This window comes from Antarctobacter sp. (assembly GCF_965277915.1).
Taxonomy (GTDB): Bacteria; Pseudomonadota; Alphaproteobacteria; order Rhodobacterales; family Rhodobacteraceae; genus Antarctobacter.
The window spans coordinates 1011910-1027500 of the sequence record NZ_OZ255849.1 but is presented as its reverse complement, the minus strand read 5'-3'; the positions used below and the strand labels follow the sequence as shown (position 1 = coordinate 1027500).

The window sequence follows — 15591 nt, the reverse complement described above, 5'->3', positions numbered from 1 at the left end:
GCGGAACTGTCCTCGGCGGATCTGCGGGCGTTGTACAGTGCGCATCCGCTGGAGGCCTACACGAACAAGACCCGCACCAGCCTCGAGGAACTCGAGAACCAGCTGGCCGAGGACCGGGCACGCGGCATGTCGTGGAGCGTGGCAAATTTCGAACGTGAGATCGGGTCGGCGGCGGTCGCCGTCTACGATCACCAGGGGCGCGCCATCGCGGCCATCAACGTGACCGGTCACGTCAGCGCCTTTGCGGCGGACAGCCCGCAGGTCGGCCAGATCGAAACGGAGCTGAAAGCCGCGGCGAGAGAGATTTCCGAGGCGCTCGGCTATCGTGGCTGGGCCTCGGAACAGATATAGGGGCGCGCCGGCAACGCGCCCCCGGTCTCAGACATAGGTATAGCCGAAGGACATTCCGAAAGCGGCCGGTTGCAGCGCGCCGTTCCCCTGCCGCGCCCCGCGCAGCCAGAGGCGCCCGTGCACCTGGGTTTCGGCCAGGTCGGTATCCGCAGGCAGTGCCGCGTCCTGACACCACAAACCGCCCAGCCATTCGCTGTCCCGAAAGTTCGCCGGGCCCTGGATGGACACCTGCGCCAGCGAGCAGTTGCCATAGCCCACGGCGCCGGAAAAATCCGCCCCCGCCGCGAAGCGCGCGCCGTCGAACCTGCCGATCCCCCTGAATTCAGTCCCCGAGAACCGTGCCGCACCGTCGAACCGGGCACCTTCGAAACGGGCGTCGTTCAGGAAAACCGCGCCGCTGAAATCCGCGCGCCCGCCAAACCGCACGTCCCGCAACCAGCTGAGCCCGAGGAAGCGTGCGCCTGGTGCGTCTATCCCCTCGGGGAAACGGGCCCCGGAAAGATCGAAGCCGGCCACCTCGCAGCCAGAAAGGTCCAGCCGCCCTTCGCAAGTCACCCCGCTCAGATCGGCATGTTCGCCGTGCCACCAGGGGGCGACGAGCCTTTCGCGCAGTTCCGCAGGGGTCATCAGGCTGCCTCGCCCAACTTTTCCGAAACTTCGGCGATGACGGCCTCGGCCCAGGGAAAAGCCAGATCCTCGGCCATGTCGCTGCCAGAGGCATCGTGTGCCACGCGTTCCCCCACCTGGTGGGCGCCATGCGCGATCATCAGTTCCGCAAGCTTCTTGGGACCGTGGTTGAAGGTCTCGTCGTATTCGCTGTCGCCAAGGCCGAAGATCGCGAAATGGATCGCCGCAAGGTCGGGCTTTTCCGCCTCCATCGCATCGGCAAAGGGCTGGGCCGAGGCCGGCAGGTCGCCATCGCCATAGGTCGAACAGACCAGCAGGTAAAAGCACTCCGCATCGAACTCCCCGGGCGCGAAATCCTCGAGGTTCGAGATAGCGACCTCGTGGTCAGCCTCGATCTCGGACTGGATGTCCTCGGCCAGCATTTCTGCGTTGCCGGTTTCAGTGCCGTAAAGGATGGTGATCTTCATTTGGTCGTCTCCCTTGCTCCTGCAACCCCGAGCATTGTCTCCCGGGTGGCGAGTTTGGTCCGGCAGCGCCCCTCGGGCGCGGCCTCTATTTCAGCGGCGTCGATCCGGCACCAGCCGGCATATTCGACGATGTCGTCCAGCCCGTCGAACACCTCGCACCCGGCGCGCGACGGATCGGCAGAAAGGTCGTCGAGAATGACAGAAGCAAGCGCCTGCGCATCGGCACGGTTCTCGGGGATCGTGCCACGCGGGCCGCGCCGGAACCATCCTGCCGCAAAAAGCCCGGGCGCAAGCCGCCCCGCTTCGGCGTCGGAGGCCTCGGAGATCAGCATATCGCGCGGCAGGCCCGGCGCCGCCTCGAACCCGATGGCGGTCAGGACGGATGTGCAGGGGATGACCTCTTCGCCCACCTCCGAGGCGAAGCGCACGGCTTGTGCCCGGCCCTCCCCCTCGACCGCCTTCGGCGTCAGGCCGAACCGAAAGGTGATCCGCTTGGCCCCGGCCCCGTGTCCGTGGATCGCCGAAAGCGCCTCCAGAGTCTTCATCTCGGTCGCGTCGTCGCTGACACCGGCGTCGACCACCTCGATCCGGACATCGGACAGCTTGGCCAGTTCCTTGACCATGACAGCGTCAAACTTGGCCCGTGCGGCGCGCGACCGCCCTGTGATGGTGATCGTCTCGATCCCGCTTTCGGCCAGCCAGCGGCTCGGCCCCTCGCCCAGGTCCGAACCGTCGAGTTCATCGGGCGCCTTGGCCAGCAGCCGCAGCAGGTCGATGGCCACGTTTCCATTGCCGACGATGACGGGGTGCGCGCCCAGATCGGGCAGGTCCTCGGCCTCGGGATGCTCGAAAAGGGCGCGGGTCAGCCGCCCCGCGCCATAGACACCAGGCAGATCGTCGCCGGGTACGCCCAGCTTTCGATCCGCCGACAGTCCCGCCGCCAGCACCACGACATCATAAGCCGCGCGCAACTGGTCCAGTGTCACGTCCCGGCCAATCGCCACGTTGCCGAAAAAACGTGCGCCCTGCCGTTCGAAGACGCGCGCGAATTGACGGGCAACGCCCTTTGTCCCCTGGTGGTCGGCCGCCACGCCGTAGCGGACCAGCCCGTAGGGCACAGGCAGTTGGTCGACCAGGTCGACCTGCAGATCCGGCGCCTTCTTCAGCAGCGCCTGCGCCAGGTAACAGCCTGACGGTCCGGCGCCCACGATTGCGATCTTGCCGCTCATGTCGCCTCCAGCGCGGCGCCGGCCCAGGGATGGGGCGCACCGCTCAGATCGGTGTAAAAGCTCTTTTGCGTCATGTAGGCGCGCAGGCCCTGGCGGCCCTTCTCGCGTCCGACGCCGCTGTCCCCGTCGCCGCCGAAGGGCGTCGAGATCGAGAACTGCTTGTAGGTGTTGTGCCAGACGGTGCCCGCCTTGATCGCGCTGCCGATACGCCACGCGCGCGGAAAGTCCCGCGTCCAGATCCCGCAGGCCAGCCCGTAGTCGTTGTCGTTCGACTGGGCGATGACATCGGCCTCGTCGTCGAATGGCATGACGACCAGCACCGGGCCAAAGACCTCTTCGCGGCAGATGCGCGCCGTGTTGTCGACCCCGGCGAGGATGGTGGGCAGGTAGTAGCTGCCCGCTGCGTAGTCTTCTCCTTCGGGCGCGGCACCGCCGCAAAGCAATTCCGCCCCCTCGTCCAGCGCCCGGGCAACGTGGTCCGCCACCTCGGCCCGGTGGTCCATGTGGATCAGCGGCGCCACCTGCGTTCCCACCTCGAAAGGGTGGCCCACTTTCAGCGCGCGTGTCGCCGCGACCAGCCGCTCGACAAAGCCGTCGTAGATCGAGCGTTCGACGAACAGGCGCGATCCCGCGATGCAGCTTTGCCCCGAGGACGAGAAAATGCCGAAGAGGATCCCGGCAATCGCCAGATCCATGTCCGCATCTGCAAAGACGATGGTGGGTGACTTGCCACCAAGCTCCAGGCTGACGGGCATCAGTTTTTCCGCCGCCTTGCGCGCCAGGGTCCGCCCCGTCGAGGTACCACCGGTAAAGCTGACCTTGGCGGTGTCGGGATGTTCCACCAGCAGGTTGCCGATCTCCCGCCCCGAACCGGGCAGGACCGAGAACAACCCCTTGGGCAATCCGGCCTCATCCACGATCCGCGCCAGTTCCAGCGCCGTCAGCGGCGACCATGAGGCGGGTTTCAGGATCACGGCATTGCCCGCTGCCAGTGCCGGCGCCACTTTCTGCGCATCCGAGGCGATGGGCGAATTCCACGGCGTGATGGCGGCGACGACACCCAGCGGTTCATGCACCGACAGGGTCATCGCGGTGCCGCGCCGTGCCGTTAGATCGTCGTCCATCGTCTCGGCCACGGCGGCGAAATAGCGGAAGGTGCCCGCCGCCGAGGCCGCAAGCGCCGCGGTTTCCGTCAGCGTCTTGCCGGTGTCGCGGGATTGGATGCGCGAAATCCGTCCGGTGTTCGCCTCGATCCCGTCGGCGATGCGGTACAGGACCCGCGCCCGCTCAAAGGGTTTCAGCGCCCCCCAGGCGGGCTGCGCCGCCCTGGCCAAGGCAATCGCCTCTTCGCCATCGGCGGCGGATGCGCCGCGCAGGACGCGGTTCACCGAGCCATCCGCCGGGAATACCGACGTGATCTCGGCGCCCCGACCCTCGCGCCAGGTGCCGCCAAGGTACAGCCGTCCGTCCGGCAGTGTCGTGTCCATCATGTTCATCAGATCACCACTGGGTTCATGCGGTTCCGGATCTCTCGCAGGACCGAGTAGACCGTTGAAACGCTGGTTTTCACATTGCCCGCCGAGGGCAGGTTCTGGATTTCCATCGTGTAATTCGCCACGGGCGAGCGCACGTCGTAAGAATGCACGTTACCCGGCGCTTCCGGGTCCGCGATCAGCTCGACCTGCGTGTCCTCGAAACCGGCCCCGGCCAGGGCCAGCGACGCCGCGACGTTGGCGTTCTTGGGAAACGCGCGCGCGGCATCCCGCGCCGATCCACGGAAAAAGACCTCGCGCGTGGTCAGGGTATCGAGGTCAAGCGTTTCCCCGGCAGGCGTCCCCGCCCAGGCCTTGGGCGGCTTGATGCCGCGATAGGTGACTTGCAACTCGCCTGTTGCAGAGAGCGCCGACAACAGGTCCAGACCGCCGACCGCGCCCGCGGGCAGGACGATCCGCGCCCCACCCTCTTCCGCCGCAGCGCGCAACCGGGCCTCCAGCGCGGGATCCGACATGGCACCGACCGAAACCTGCACCATGTCCACACCTGCACGCAGCACCACCGGCCCGTGTTCGGACACAGCCGCGTGCCCCGCGCATTCCACGATCAGATCGGGCATTTCGGCCAGCAGCGCCTCGGCCTTGGTCACCACGACCGCCCCCGCCGTCGCCGGCACGCTGGCCTCGCGGCCCGTGCGCACCAGAACGGCCAGATGTGCAGGGGCAAGCCCCGCCTCCTGCATCAGGCCCAGCAGCGTGGCGCCGATGTTGCCAAAGCCGATCAGTCCCAGCCGCATGCGGTCAGTCCTCTTTCTGCGCGGCACCGGCGGGCGGGCCTGCAAAGGCTTCGGCAAAGGGACCGATGGCGATCATGTCCACCTCGATCAGCTGCGGTCCTTCGGCTGCCAGCGCGTCGTCCAGCGCCGGCTCGAACTCTTCCAGCGCGCTGACCTTGCGATGCGGCAGGCCGATCGAGGCGCAGAAGGTCCCGAACTCGGGCACGCGGATCGCCGAATAGTGCCGGCGGCTGTCGTATTGCGCGTCCTGGATGTTCTGGATCACGCCATAGGCCTGGTCGTTCATCAGGACATAGACCAGCGGCGCGTTCTCATCGACGGCGGTGATCGCCTCGGCCAGACCCAGCATCGTACCACCATCGCCCAGCAGGGTGATCGCCTTGCGCCCTTCCGCGCAGGCCAACGCGGCGCCAATCCCCATCGAAACACCCTGCCCGATGCCGCCGCCCAGCGCATGCACGCCCTGCGTTGGCTCGCTGAGCCGGACATACCGATTGCCGAAGGTCGAGTTCGAGATCGTCACGTCTCGCACCCAGGCATGGCCGCCTTCGACAACCTTGGCGCTGAGCGTATCCGCCACCGAGGAATAATGGCCCAGGCGGTCGCGCAGCGCGCCCTCGGCCTTGGCGCGCGCCTTGGCAATGTCGAAGCCAAGGTTCGGATCGGTGTCCAGTTTCGCGGGCAAAAGTTCCAGAACGCGTGCCAGCGTGTCCGCTGCATCGCCATGCGCAAACAGGTCCACTGGATAGTTGCGCCCCCCCTGCGAGGCATCCGCGTCGATCTGGATCAGAGGCTTGGGCAGAGGCATTTCGTTGTTGCGGGTCTCGTTGCCGCGCAGGCGCGAGCCGATGACGATCATAAGGTCACAGCTCTGGTACAGCTCGACTGCCTCCGGCCCCATGTTGAAGGCACCCAGCGTGCCCGGCTCTTCCTCGGACACCACGCCGCGACCGTTGGTCGAGGAAACGACGCCCACACCGCGCCGCATGAGCTCCGTCGCCTCGGCCACGGCGCCACGGGCACCGCCGCCCAGCCAGATCAACGGACGCTTGGCCTGTTTCAGGTGATCGGCAATTTTCTCGATTACCGCGTCGGATACGCGGGGCACCACCGGCACCGGGGCGAACTGCGTGCCCTGCGGTGCCGCGAGGCTGCGTTGCACATCCACCGGGATTTCCAGCGACACCGGACCGCTGGGGGCCGAGAGCGCCGAGGAGACGGCTGCCGTCAAGGCGCCAACGGCGCCGTTGGCATCCCACATACGGTAGACCGCCTTGGACACCCCGCGCAGCATCTCGGGCTGGCGCGGCACGTCGTGGATCGCCGCGCGATCACGGTCGGCATAGGCCAGGTCAACCTGGCTGGTGATGTGCAACACGCGGCTACCGGCGGTCAGCGCCTCGGCCTGCGCGCCGGCGGCATTGCCCGCCGCCGTCCCGGTGGAGGTCAGGCAGACGCCCAAACCGCCCGAAACCCGGGCATAGGCGTCTGCCATGTTCATCGCGCCTGCCTCGCCCCGCGCCGGGACAAAGCGGATCCGCCCCTGGCGCGCCACCGCGTCGAGGATCGGCATGTTGTGGATCGAGATGACCCCGAACATGGTGGTGACGCCAACATCCGCCAGATAGCGGGCAATGAAATCGCCGACCGTCTCGGTCTGCTGAATTTGTTCGTGTTTCATACCCATCTCCCTAGATGTGCCGTGCCAGGCCGCCCGAAACGTCGAGCTGGGCGCCGGTGATGTAACTGGCCGCGCGCGAGCCGAGAAAGGCGATCGCGTTGGCGGCCTCTTCGGGGTCGCCGAGACGGCCCATCGGAATGCCTTTCTTCTCGGCCAGCGCGCCGTACCAGTCGGCGCGGCTGACGTTTTGATCCTCGCGCGCGGCAAAGCGGCGGGTCCATTGTCCGGATTCGATCAGTCCCATGAGAACCGAGTTCACCCGCACATGCGGCGCCAACTCGACGCTGAGCGATTTCAGCATGTTCTGGACGCCGGCCCGGGCCGATGAGGTGCAGACCATGTGCGGCTCTGGCTGGTACGCCAGCAAGGAATTCACCGCGACGATGGCGCCCTGCGCCTCTCGCAGCATGGGCAGGAAGGCCCGGATCGGCAGCACCTGGCTGAAGATCTTGAGTTCGTATTCGTCGCGCCAGTCCTGGTCGCTGGTCTCGGCGAAGGTCGAAAGACGCCCCTGCCCCGCATTATTCACCAGCAGGTCGCAGCGGCCGAAGGTCTGTTTCACCTCGTCGGCAAATCCGGTCACGTCGTCCGCGTCCAGCACCGAGAAGGCACGGGACAACACGCGATCCTCGCCGTAGTCGCGGCGCAACACGCTGGCCACGTCCTCCAGCCGCGAGGCGTTGCGCGCACAAAGCGCGACCTTGGCGCCCGATCCCAGCAGCACCCGCACAGTCGCCAGCCCGATGCCCGAGGATCCGCCGGTGACAACCGCCACCGAGCCGTCGTATCCGAAATTCATTCCGCTGCCCCCCGGTCGCGTCGTGCCAGTTCCGGCCAGCCCGGATCGGGCCGCCCTTGCATCACCGCGCGTTGCGCCGGTGTTGGCGGGCCGGCGGTCATCCAGCGGTCCATCAGTTCGGGATTGTCACGCGGCCAGACCTGCGCCTCGTGCGTGGTCTCGTCGATCTGTTGCAGTTCCGAGGTGAACTCGATCACGAAGCCCGACGGCGAGACGAAATAGGCAAACGGATTGTTGCCCGGTCCATGACGGCCCGGCCCCCAGGTCGGCACATGGCCCTTCTGCTTCATCCGGCCGATGGCCCGCATGAATTCGTCGATGGTCGGCAATTCAAAGGCGACGTGGTTGACGCTGGCATAATGCGCACGGACCAGCGCGATCGAATGGTGATCGGTGTTGCAGCGCAGGAATACCATCTGGTCGGCAGAGTAATCCGAGGTCCGGAACCCCAGCACGTTCTCGTACCAGGCCTGCACGCCATCCATGTCCGGCGTGTTCAGCACCACATGGCTGACCTTTTTCGGCTTGGACCAGTCCGGCTCTTCGGGCAGTTGCCGGGCCTCGGTGCGGAACCGCAGGCGACGCATGTCCGGATCGAGGATCTCGAAGCCGTAGCCGCCGGCCCAGTCGTCGAAGTCTGCCGGGGCGCCCAGCACCTGCGCCCCCCTGGCGACGCATTGCGCGTGCAGCGCGTCGGTTTGTGCACGGTCAGGCATGGCGAAATGCACATATTCGATGCCAAAGACATCGCCCTCGGTCAGGCCATAGAGAAATGGCTCGGTACCGGTCCCGCGCAAAAGCGCCGTGCCGTCGTCGCTATGGGCCAGTTTCAGGCCCCACATGTCCTCGTAGAAGGGCAAGGTTTCCGCCAACCCCGGGCCGCGCATCATGATGCCGCGTAGACTGCCGGTGCGGATCTGGGTCTCGCTCATCGGGTTTCCTCCTTCGTTCCGCCGGTCAACCGGCTGTCTCGGGGTGCGGGGCCAGCGCGGCGGCGAATGCCGCGGGGGCCTGCAGGTAAAGCGCGTGCCCGGCGTCAGGCACGATGGTCAGGCGGCCCTGCGCGGCGCGATGCAACGCGGAAAAGGCACGGCGGGCACCGTCAGGGGGGGTGACCAGGTCACCGGCACCGACGATCACGTCGGTCGGCACCATCAGGCGTTCGGCATCGTCCAGCAGCCGGCCCGAGGCCAGCATCCGCGCGGCCTGGCCATAGCCGGGCAGCGTGACCCTCGACATGGCGGCCTGAACCTGGGCGACATGGTCCGGATTGGCGTCGGGATCATGTACGAGGCGTGCAGCTCGCAGGGCCGCGAACTTTTCGGCTCCAAGACGCTGAAGGTCGTCGATCCGCGTCTGGGCGGCGGAACTCAGGCCGCCACCCCGCGGCACGCCATGACCCAAAGCGGGCGAGGCAAGGACAAGCCGGCTGACCCGGTCCCGGTGCGCTGCGGCAAAGGCCGCGCCCATCAGCGTGCCCAGCGAATGCCCCGCCAACATGATCCGGCGCAGTCCGAGCGCATCGCAGAATCCTTCCAGCGCGCGGGCATAGTCGCTGGCCAGCGGCCAGGCCACCTCGAGCGGTGCAGAGTTACCATAGCCCGGCGCGTTCCAGGCGATCACCCGGCGCCCGGCGCCAATGTGATCCAGCAGCGGCGTGAAAGAGCCCGCCTGCGATCCGATGCCATGCAACAGCACCAGCGGCTCACCCTTTCCCGGACGTTCGAGGTATTCGATCCCTGCAACGGTGTTCGTTTCCCAGCCCGTCATTTGAACACGAACCCGTTGTTGACGGGCAGCACCTGCCCGGTGAGCGTCAGCGCGCCTTCGCTCAGCAGAAAGGCCACAACGTCGGTGATCTCTTCGGGCGCCTGCGGCCCGGGAACGGCGCGGCCGTCGGAATACTGGCGATGGCGTGCCTCGGGGACGTAGTCGGTCGACTCCGTGGTCAGGATGCCCGGCGCCACGGCGCTGACACCCACGCGGTCCTTGCCCAGTTCCCGAGCCAGCGAGCGGGTCATGGCCATGACCGCCCCCTTGCTGGCGACGTAGGACATGAGGTTCGGCGCGCCCCAGAGCGCGGTGTCCGAGGCCACGTTGACCACCCGGCCCGAGCCGGATGCGCGCAGCATCGGCGCGGCGGCACGGGTCATCAGCCAGGTGCCGCGCACGTTCACACGCTGCACAAGGTCCCAACTGTCGATCTCGATCTCTTCGAAGCCGATGCCACCGATGCCGGTGGCGATCGCGCCGTTGTTGACCAGACCGTGCAGCTTGCCGTCCGTGGCCTTGCCGACCGAGGCCGCCAGCGCCGTGATTGACCCCGGATCACCCAGGTCGACGGGCAGAAAGCGCGCGCCGACCTCCTTGGCAGTGGCACGCCCCTCCTCCTCGGCGATGTCCGCCAGGATCAGTTCCGCCCCCTGGCCCGCGAGGCAGCGGGCGATTTCCGCCCCCAGACCCCGCGCCGCGCCGGTCAGCAGGATATGACGTCCTTGCAGCATCATCACTCTGCCGCCACGCTGTCCTGCTTGAGTTCCGCCTCGACCTGCGCCTTGGCGGCGCGGGTCAGGATCTGGCGGATACGGCTGACGCCGAGGTCATGCTGATACAGCATCTCGCGCTTGCGGGCGTCGTCCGGCATGCCTTCCAGCATCACGCGGTCCTGCTCGAGCACGTCCCAATGGGTCTTTTCCATCTTGGCGCGGTAGAGGAAACGCCAGCTTTCGCGGGCCATCCCCTCGACCTGGCGCATCCGCCAGAAGAAGACCTTGGTGGTGTGTTCGTCCATCGGAGTCACGAAGCCGATGATGCGGAACACGCCCCCCGGCCCCGCCGCAGGCGGATAGGGGATCTCGAGGAAGCAGAACATGTCGGCCGGGTAGACCTCGAACTCGGTCCAGTCGAAATTCTCGCCGGTCTGGCCGACACGTTCGATCCGGAAGCCGTTGTCGGTCTTGTCCAGCTTCATCAGGTCCTGCTTGGACCCGTAGGCAAGCGTAAAGCTCTCGGCGTGCAGGTAGCAGCCGTGCATCGGGTCAGCGAGGTTGTCGAGCGCGTAACGGTAGTTCGACTCCCAGACCGAAGTGCAGAGGAACCCCGACCAGGCGTCGTCGCTCATGACGTCGGGCATCACCAGTTCCGGCGCCTCGGGACGGTCGACCGAGGGGACGTAGACAAAGACCGCATCGTTGGCCTCGGTCACTTCGAAGGACTTGACCGCCTTGCGGCCTTCCAGCGCGCATTCGGGCATCGCGGGCACCCGGACCACCACGCCGTCGCCGTTCACGACCACGCCGTGATAGCGGCAGGCGACGTGGCCCTCGTGCACCTCGCCGTAGGAGAGCGGCGCGCCACGGTGGGGGCAGAAGTCCTCGATGCAGCGCAACTTGCCCGACCCGTCGCGCCACAGCACGATCTTGTCACCCAGCAGCTTGGTGCCATAGGGGCGAGAGGCCTTCACCTCGACCGATTTGCAAACCGGGTACCACTGGCCGCGCAGACCTTCGTTCACGCGCTTTTCGATCAAGGCTTTCTTGTCGATGGCAGTCATTATCATACTCCCTTGGGAATGCGTCCGCCGCTCAGCCGTGGGCTTTGGGCAGGTAATGGAGAACACGCTCTTCGATGCGCACGAGGGCCGAGTAGAGCACGAAGCCGATCACGGTCAGCAAGATGATGGCGTTGAAGACCATCGCGGCATTTGCCTGTCCGCCACCGTAGGAAATCAGGAAGCCGAGGCCGGTGTTGCCGCCCACCAGTTCGCCCACGGTCACGCCGATCACGGCCAGGGTGGAGGCGATGCGCAGGCCGGCCATCAGGTTCGGCACGGTCGAGGGCATCTCGATCTTCCAGAAGATGCCAATGCGCGAGAGGTTGTAGGCCCGGGCCAGGTTGATCAGGTCACGGTCGACGGTGCGCATCGCCTGCAGCACGTTTACGAGGACCGGAAAGAAGACGATCAGCACGGTCACCAGCAGCTTGGGTATCGAGTTGTAGCCGAACCACATGATGAAGAGGGGTGCAAAGGCGACCTTGGGTGCAATTTGCAGCGCCAGGATGTAAGGCGACAGGACCTTTTCCCAGAAGGCGGACATGCCCAGCAAGTAGCCCAGGACCGCGCCCAGCAGGCTGCCGATGGCAAAGCCGAGCGCCGTGTAGAGCGCTGTCGAAACGATATGTGCCCAGAGCCCCTCGAAGGCCCACATGCGTTGGAATTCTGCCAGGCAGTCGCTCAGCGTGGGTATGATGAAGCGGGGGACATCCAGCGCCGGCGGCAGGAATTCCCAGGCCAGCAGCACGAGGGCCAGCAATGTCAGGCTGACGATCGTTGTCATGTGGCGCTGCGCCATGCTTGGTCTCCCGGTTACGGATTTCGGTTTGGTCGGGCGGGTCCCTTGGGCCGGGGCTTTTGCCCCGGCCTGGATCTGGGTTGCGTCGGTCATTTCACGAAATCATTGGTGTAGAGGTCTTCGATCGGCACGGCGCTGCGCACGATGCCACGGTCGACGTAGAAGCTCTGGACAGCCTTGATCCGTTCGGGGTCGAAGGTGCCCAGCGGCTGGTTTTCGCCTTCGGGATAGATCAGCGAGGCGTAGGCCCGCATCACGCCCTCGACCATCTTCTCCTTGCCGCTGTGCTGCGGAACGAAGCTGACGTAGTCCTTGGCGGCCTGTTCGGGATCGTCCTGGATGTCGCGAATGCCTTTCAGGACCGCGTTCACGAAGCCGCTGACGATCTCGGGGCGTTCCGCGATGGTCTTGTCCGAGGCGATGATGGCCTGCGCCATGGCGGGAAAGACGGTGTCGACCGGCATCTGTTTCATCTCGACACCCGCGCCTTCGACGGCGGCGATCCACTCCGGCACGCCGGAAAAGGCATCGAGGTTTCCGGCGATGGACAGCTGGATGATGCCACCGGGGCCGACGGCCTGGATGTCGACGTCATTCTTGGTCAGCCCGACAGAGGCAAGCACGCCCAGCAGGTTGTAATAGGTTGTGTCCTGGAACGACAGAACGCCGACCGACTTGCCCTTGAGATCGGCCGGACCGGTGATGCCGCTGTCGGCCCGCCAAGCCAGCTGGGTCAACCCGCGGCCACCCAGGAGCGCCACGCCACGAATGTCGAGGCCATTGGCCCGCACGATGATCGAGGTGTCGCCGATGCCGCCGCCCAGATCTGCGTTGCCCAGTGCGACCTGCGTCGCCACGTCCGCGCCGCCTTTGCCAACCCGGAAAGTCACGTCCAGGCCGGCCTCTTCGAAATAGCCCTTGCCCTTGGCAAGCTGGAAGGGCGCGAAGGCCGGCAGGAAGTCCGGCGCCGGGAACAGGTAGGTCACCTGTTCCGCCGCGCTTGCGAATGTGGCCGAAACGGCCAGTGCAGCGGCGGCGATCGTGTTGATGAACGTGTGTTTCATGTCTTTTGACTCCCTGCAGTCAGGCTGCTTTTTCTTCGAGCTTCAGTAGTTTGAAGAGCTGCGCGGCATAGTCGGCCACCTCGGGCAGCGTGCGCCGCTTGATCGGTTCGTCGCGGTGCGGCAGGTCCACCTTGATGTCGGCAATCACCGTGCCGGGACGTTCACTAAGGACCAGGATGCGGTCCGACATCAGCACCGCCTCCGCCAGGTCATGGGTGATCAGCAGCGTAGTCTTGCCCGCCTCGGCGATGGTCTTGGCAAAGGAATTCTGCAGCAGCAGCTTGGTCTGCGCGTCCAGCGCCGAAAACGGCTCGTCCAGCAGGATGATCTCGGGGTCGATGGCCAGGGTCCGGGCCAGCGCCGCGCGCTGCCGCATGCCACCCGACAGCTGGTAGGGATACTGCTGGTCAAACCCTTCGAGGTGGCAGTGCTTGAGTTCCTGCATGGCGCGCGCGCGGCGCTGTTCCTTGCCGACGCCGCGCGATTCAAGCCCGAATTCGATGTTCGAGATGATGTTGCGCCAGGGCAGCAGCAGGTCCTTCTGCAGCATGAAACCGACATGGGTGTTAGGGCCCTTGACCGGCTCGCCGCTGACCAGCACCTCGCCCTCAGTGGGCTGGTAGAGGCCCGCGGTCATCGACAGGATCGTGGACTTGCCACACCCCGAGGGGCCGACCGCCGAAACGAATTCGCCCTGTTCGACGCGAAAGTTCACGTCCTGGACGGCTGTCAGTTCCTCGCCGGAATTGGTCGGGAAGCGCTTGGTGACGGAACGGAACTCAAGCGCCATAGCCCTGGGCCTCGTATGCTGCGTCCAGATCGGCGTTGATCGCCTTCAGCTCTTCGCCCAGCAGCGCTTCGGTCCAGTCCGTGCGGCCCGATTTCGGGGCCGCCACACCCTGCTCCGCCAGCGCCGCTGCGACCTTGGCAAAGTCGTGTTCGCCGGTGCCGTAGATTTTCATCAGGGCCTCGGCCAGGGCCATTTCCGCCGGTTCCAGGTCGCGCCCGCGGCACTGGTTGGCCAGTGCCGGACGGCTGGTGTCCTGTGCGCGCTCCGTGAGTCTGTCCTTGAATGCGTCATGTCCGCTCATGTGCCGGTCTCCCCTATCCATCGTGGCTTGCGTCTTCGCGTGGCATCTTCGCGATGTGTTCACATTTAAACATCTTGTTCAATATAGACTGCCTTGCTGCCATGGGTTCTGTCAACGAATTTCCGCGGATCGAACCACCCAGAGAGGGTAGCTTTGACAGATGCCCAAAGATCAGACGCCGCCACATTTTGAACATATTGTTATTTTTTGAACGCCTTGACGGGTGAGGTGCCGCCTCTTGAATGTCTTGAAAATCGCCATTCCGGGCGGGACCGTAGGCGGGGAGGCGGCAGCCATCGCACCGCGGTCACCCGGCCATGAGGTCGTGATCCGCGACCGGACTTCTGCCCTTGAACGAATCGGTGCCGAGGTGAACCTGGCACCGACAACTGATTTGGCTATGGACGGCTGGCGGTGGGAAACGGTAGGTGGCGGCGCAAGGCCGCCACCCGACAGCAGTACCGGATCAGCCGGATGCGGGGCGATGCGGCGCAAGCGACGGCCCCTTTCTTGGCCCAGGCGCCCCTATGGCGTGCGAGGACACTGATATGCAGGGCCGCCGCAGGACGCTTGACCGCCCCTCCTTTTTTTGCCGCGCCCCTGCCCCTGCCGACGTGCACCGGGCCGCGCACGAAAAAGGGGCACCCGAAGGCGCCCCGAAGTTCGAACAGGGAGTGATGACAGGCTCAGGCCGCCTTGTAGGCGACGCCATCCTCGGACGAGGTTCCGATCACCGTCCAGACGGTCGCATGGCCGGCCGAGTTGTTGCGGAACCAGTGCTTGCGGCCTGCCGGCGTCTTGACGAGGTCCCGCGGCCCCAGTTCCACCTCGACAGTTTCGCCATTTTCTTCCCAGCCCACGGTCAACGAGCCTTCGATCACCATCATCGCGTCCTCGACCGGGCGGGTGAAGGCCTGCACCCCGGTGCGGCTGGGGATGCCCCACATTTCCTTGCGGCAGGTGTCATTGGCGATGCCCCCCTTGCCCACATAGACCTTGCGCGTGAACCCGGCCTCTTCCCAGATCGTCGGCGCCTCCGAGTGGCGGATGACGAACTTGCCCATCAGCTGCTGCAGTTCATGCGTACCATTCGGGTCAAACGGCATGGTCTTGCCCGGCTCGGCGCCAAAACTGCGGGCCAGTTCAGGGGCGTGTTCCTTGGGGTGATAGTGATACTTCGGCGGCAGCGGTTTGCCCACGTCGACCGAAATCGACATCAGCACCGGCTCGGGTCCATCGACGCGGAAACCGTGGCCGACCTCGCGCGCGTTCAGGATCATGTCCTTGGGGCCGAGGTTGACCTCGACCACCTCGCCATCACGTTCCCAGCCAACGATCAGCGCGCCGTCGATGATCAGAAAGCTCTCTTCGATCTCGTGGCTGTGACAGGCGGCGTATTTGCCGTGTTCCTTGTAGATCAGCGACAGGGTGAAATTGTCCGGCTTCATCGTGCTGGTGTCGCCAACCTTGGGTGACCCGCCAGAGCCGATGTAGCGCATCTGCGCGCGGGCCAGATCGGGGAAACCGGCGTTGGACGGGAAGGCATTCCAGTCGAACTGCTTGTCGGTGAAACGGCCGGTATGGGCGGACAGCTCGGCGGCCAGGGTCGAAACCGCATCGGTCTTGATGTTCATCGGGTG

Annotated in this window: 17 protein-coding genes (1 of these 17 only partly in view); 1 reads left to right on the top strand and 16 read right to left on the bottom strand. The window is 65.7% G+C overall.

All coding sequences use genetic code 11. From position 1 onward, the window contains the following. Positions 1–351, top strand: the 3' portion of a protein-coding gene (locus tag ACQY5B_RS05850; RefSeq protein WP_305970967.1) for an IclR family transcriptional regulator. 465 nt of this gene lie to the left of the window's left edge; 351 of the gene's 816 nt are visible here — the last part of the coding sequence; its start codon lies beyond the left edge, outside the window; it ends in the stop codon at positions 349–351. A gap of 27 nt (positions 352–378) precedes the next feature. On the opposite strand, the gene ACQY5B_RS05845 is transcribed toward ACQY5B_RS05850, so the two are convergent. The 16 genes from ACQY5B_RS05845 to ACQY5B_RS05770 all read right to left on the bottom strand — a co-directional run bounded on the left by ACQY5B_RS05845 (position 379) and on the right by ACQY5B_RS05770 (position 15585). After that, positions 379–978, bottom strand: a complete 600-nt coding sequence (locus ACQY5B_RS05845) for a pentapeptide repeat-containing protein (protein ID WP_420325982.1) — start codon at positions 976–978, stop codon at positions 379–381. Then, complete coding sequence (locus ACQY5B_RS05840; protein ID WP_420325983.1) at positions 978–1445, bottom strand: flavodoxin domain-containing protein; 468 nt, start codon at positions 1443–1445, stop codon at positions 978–980. Before ACQY5B_RS05840 ends, ACQY5B_RS05845 begins: the two co-directional genes overlap by 1 nt. Beyond that, the gene (locus tag ACQY5B_RS05835; RefSeq protein ID WP_420325985.1) at positions 1442–2674 is read right to left on the bottom strand and encodes an FAD-dependent oxidoreductase; all 1233 of its coding nucleotides are present in this window, start codon (positions 2672–2674) and stop codon (positions 1442–1444) included. Before ACQY5B_RS05835 ends, ACQY5B_RS05840 begins: the two co-directional genes overlap by 4 nt. Further along, on the bottom strand, positions 2671–4164 hold the full coding sequence (locus ACQY5B_RS05830) for an aldehyde dehydrogenase (protein WP_420325986.1): 1494 nt from the start codon (positions 4162–4164) through the stop codon (positions 2671–2673). The genes ACQY5B_RS05835 and ACQY5B_RS05830 overlap by 4 nt, the downstream gene beginning before the upstream one ends. A gap of 5 nt (positions 4165–4169) precedes the next feature. Further along, a complete protein-coding gene (locus tag ACQY5B_RS05825; protein WP_420325987.1) occupies positions 4170–4964 on the bottom strand; it encodes an aspartate dehydrogenase in 795 nt (264 codons plus the stop codon). A gap of 4 nt (positions 4965–4968) precedes the next feature. Further along, positions 4969–6645, bottom strand: coding sequence for a thiamine pyrophosphate-binding protein (locus tag ACQY5B_RS05820; protein ID WP_420325988.1), 1677 nt, complete (start codon positions 6643–6645; stop codon positions 4969–4971). A 10-nt stretch (positions 6646–6655) separates the two neighbouring features. Next, on the bottom strand, positions 6656–7444 hold the full coding sequence (locus ACQY5B_RS05815; RefSeq protein ID WP_420325989.1) for an SDR family oxidoreductase: 789 nt from the start codon (positions 7442–7444) through the stop codon (positions 6656–6658). After that, a complete protein-coding gene (locus tag ACQY5B_RS05810) occupies positions 7441–8376 on the bottom strand; it encodes a VOC family protein (RefSeq protein ID WP_420325990.1) in 936 nt (311 codons plus the stop codon). Before ACQY5B_RS05810 ends, ACQY5B_RS05815 begins: the two co-directional genes overlap by 4 nt. 25 nt (positions 8377–8401) lie before the next feature. Next, positions 8402–9214 (bottom strand): alpha/beta fold hydrolase, encoded by an 813-nt coding sequence (locus tag ACQY5B_RS05805; RefSeq protein ID WP_420325992.1) that lies wholly within the window; start codon positions 9212–9214, stop codon positions 8402–8404. Continuing rightward, positions 9211–9951, bottom strand: a complete 741-nt coding sequence (locus ACQY5B_RS05800; RefSeq protein ID WP_305970977.1) for an SDR family oxidoreductase — start codon at positions 9949–9951, stop codon at positions 9211–9213. The genes ACQY5B_RS05805 and ACQY5B_RS05800 overlap by 4 nt, the downstream gene beginning before the upstream one ends. Continuing rightward, positions 9951–10997 carry a Rieske 2Fe-2S domain-containing protein gene (locus ACQY5B_RS05795; RefSeq protein ID WP_305970978.1) on the bottom strand — a complete coding sequence of 349 codons (1047 nt, stop codon included), beginning with the start codon at positions 10995–10997 and terminating at the stop codon, positions 9951–9953. Before ACQY5B_RS05795 ends, ACQY5B_RS05800 begins: the two co-directional genes overlap by 1 nt. A 31-nt stretch (positions 10998–11028) precedes the next feature. Further along, the gene (locus tag ACQY5B_RS05790) at positions 11029–11796 is read right to left on the bottom strand and encodes an ABC transporter permease (RefSeq protein ID WP_420325993.1); all 768 of its coding nucleotides are present in this window, start codon (positions 11794–11796) and stop codon (positions 11029–11031) included. Positions 11797–11885: 89 nt separating this feature from the next. Then, positions 11886–12860 (bottom strand): ABC transporter substrate-binding protein, encoded by a 975-nt coding sequence (locus ACQY5B_RS05785; protein WP_305970980.1) that lies wholly within the window; start codon positions 12858–12860, stop codon positions 11886–11888. Positions 12861–12879: 19 nt separating this feature from the next. Next, on the bottom strand, positions 12880–13650 hold the full coding sequence (locus ACQY5B_RS05780; protein ID WP_305970981.1) for an ABC transporter ATP-binding protein: 771 nt from the start codon (positions 13648–13650) through the stop codon (positions 12880–12882). Continuing rightward, positions 13640–13951, bottom strand: coding sequence for a recombinase-like helix-turn-helix domain-containing protein (locus tag ACQY5B_RS05775; RefSeq protein ID WP_305970982.1), 312 nt, complete (start codon positions 13949–13951; stop codon positions 13640–13642). The genes ACQY5B_RS05780 and ACQY5B_RS05775 overlap by 11 nt, the downstream gene beginning before the upstream one ends. 686 nt (positions 13952–14637) lie before the next feature. Beyond that, positions 14638–15585, bottom strand: coding sequence for a cupin domain-containing protein (locus ACQY5B_RS05770; RefSeq protein WP_420325994.1), 948 nt, complete (start codon positions 15583–15585; stop codon positions 14638–14640). Positions 15586–15591 lie beyond the last annotated feature (6 nt).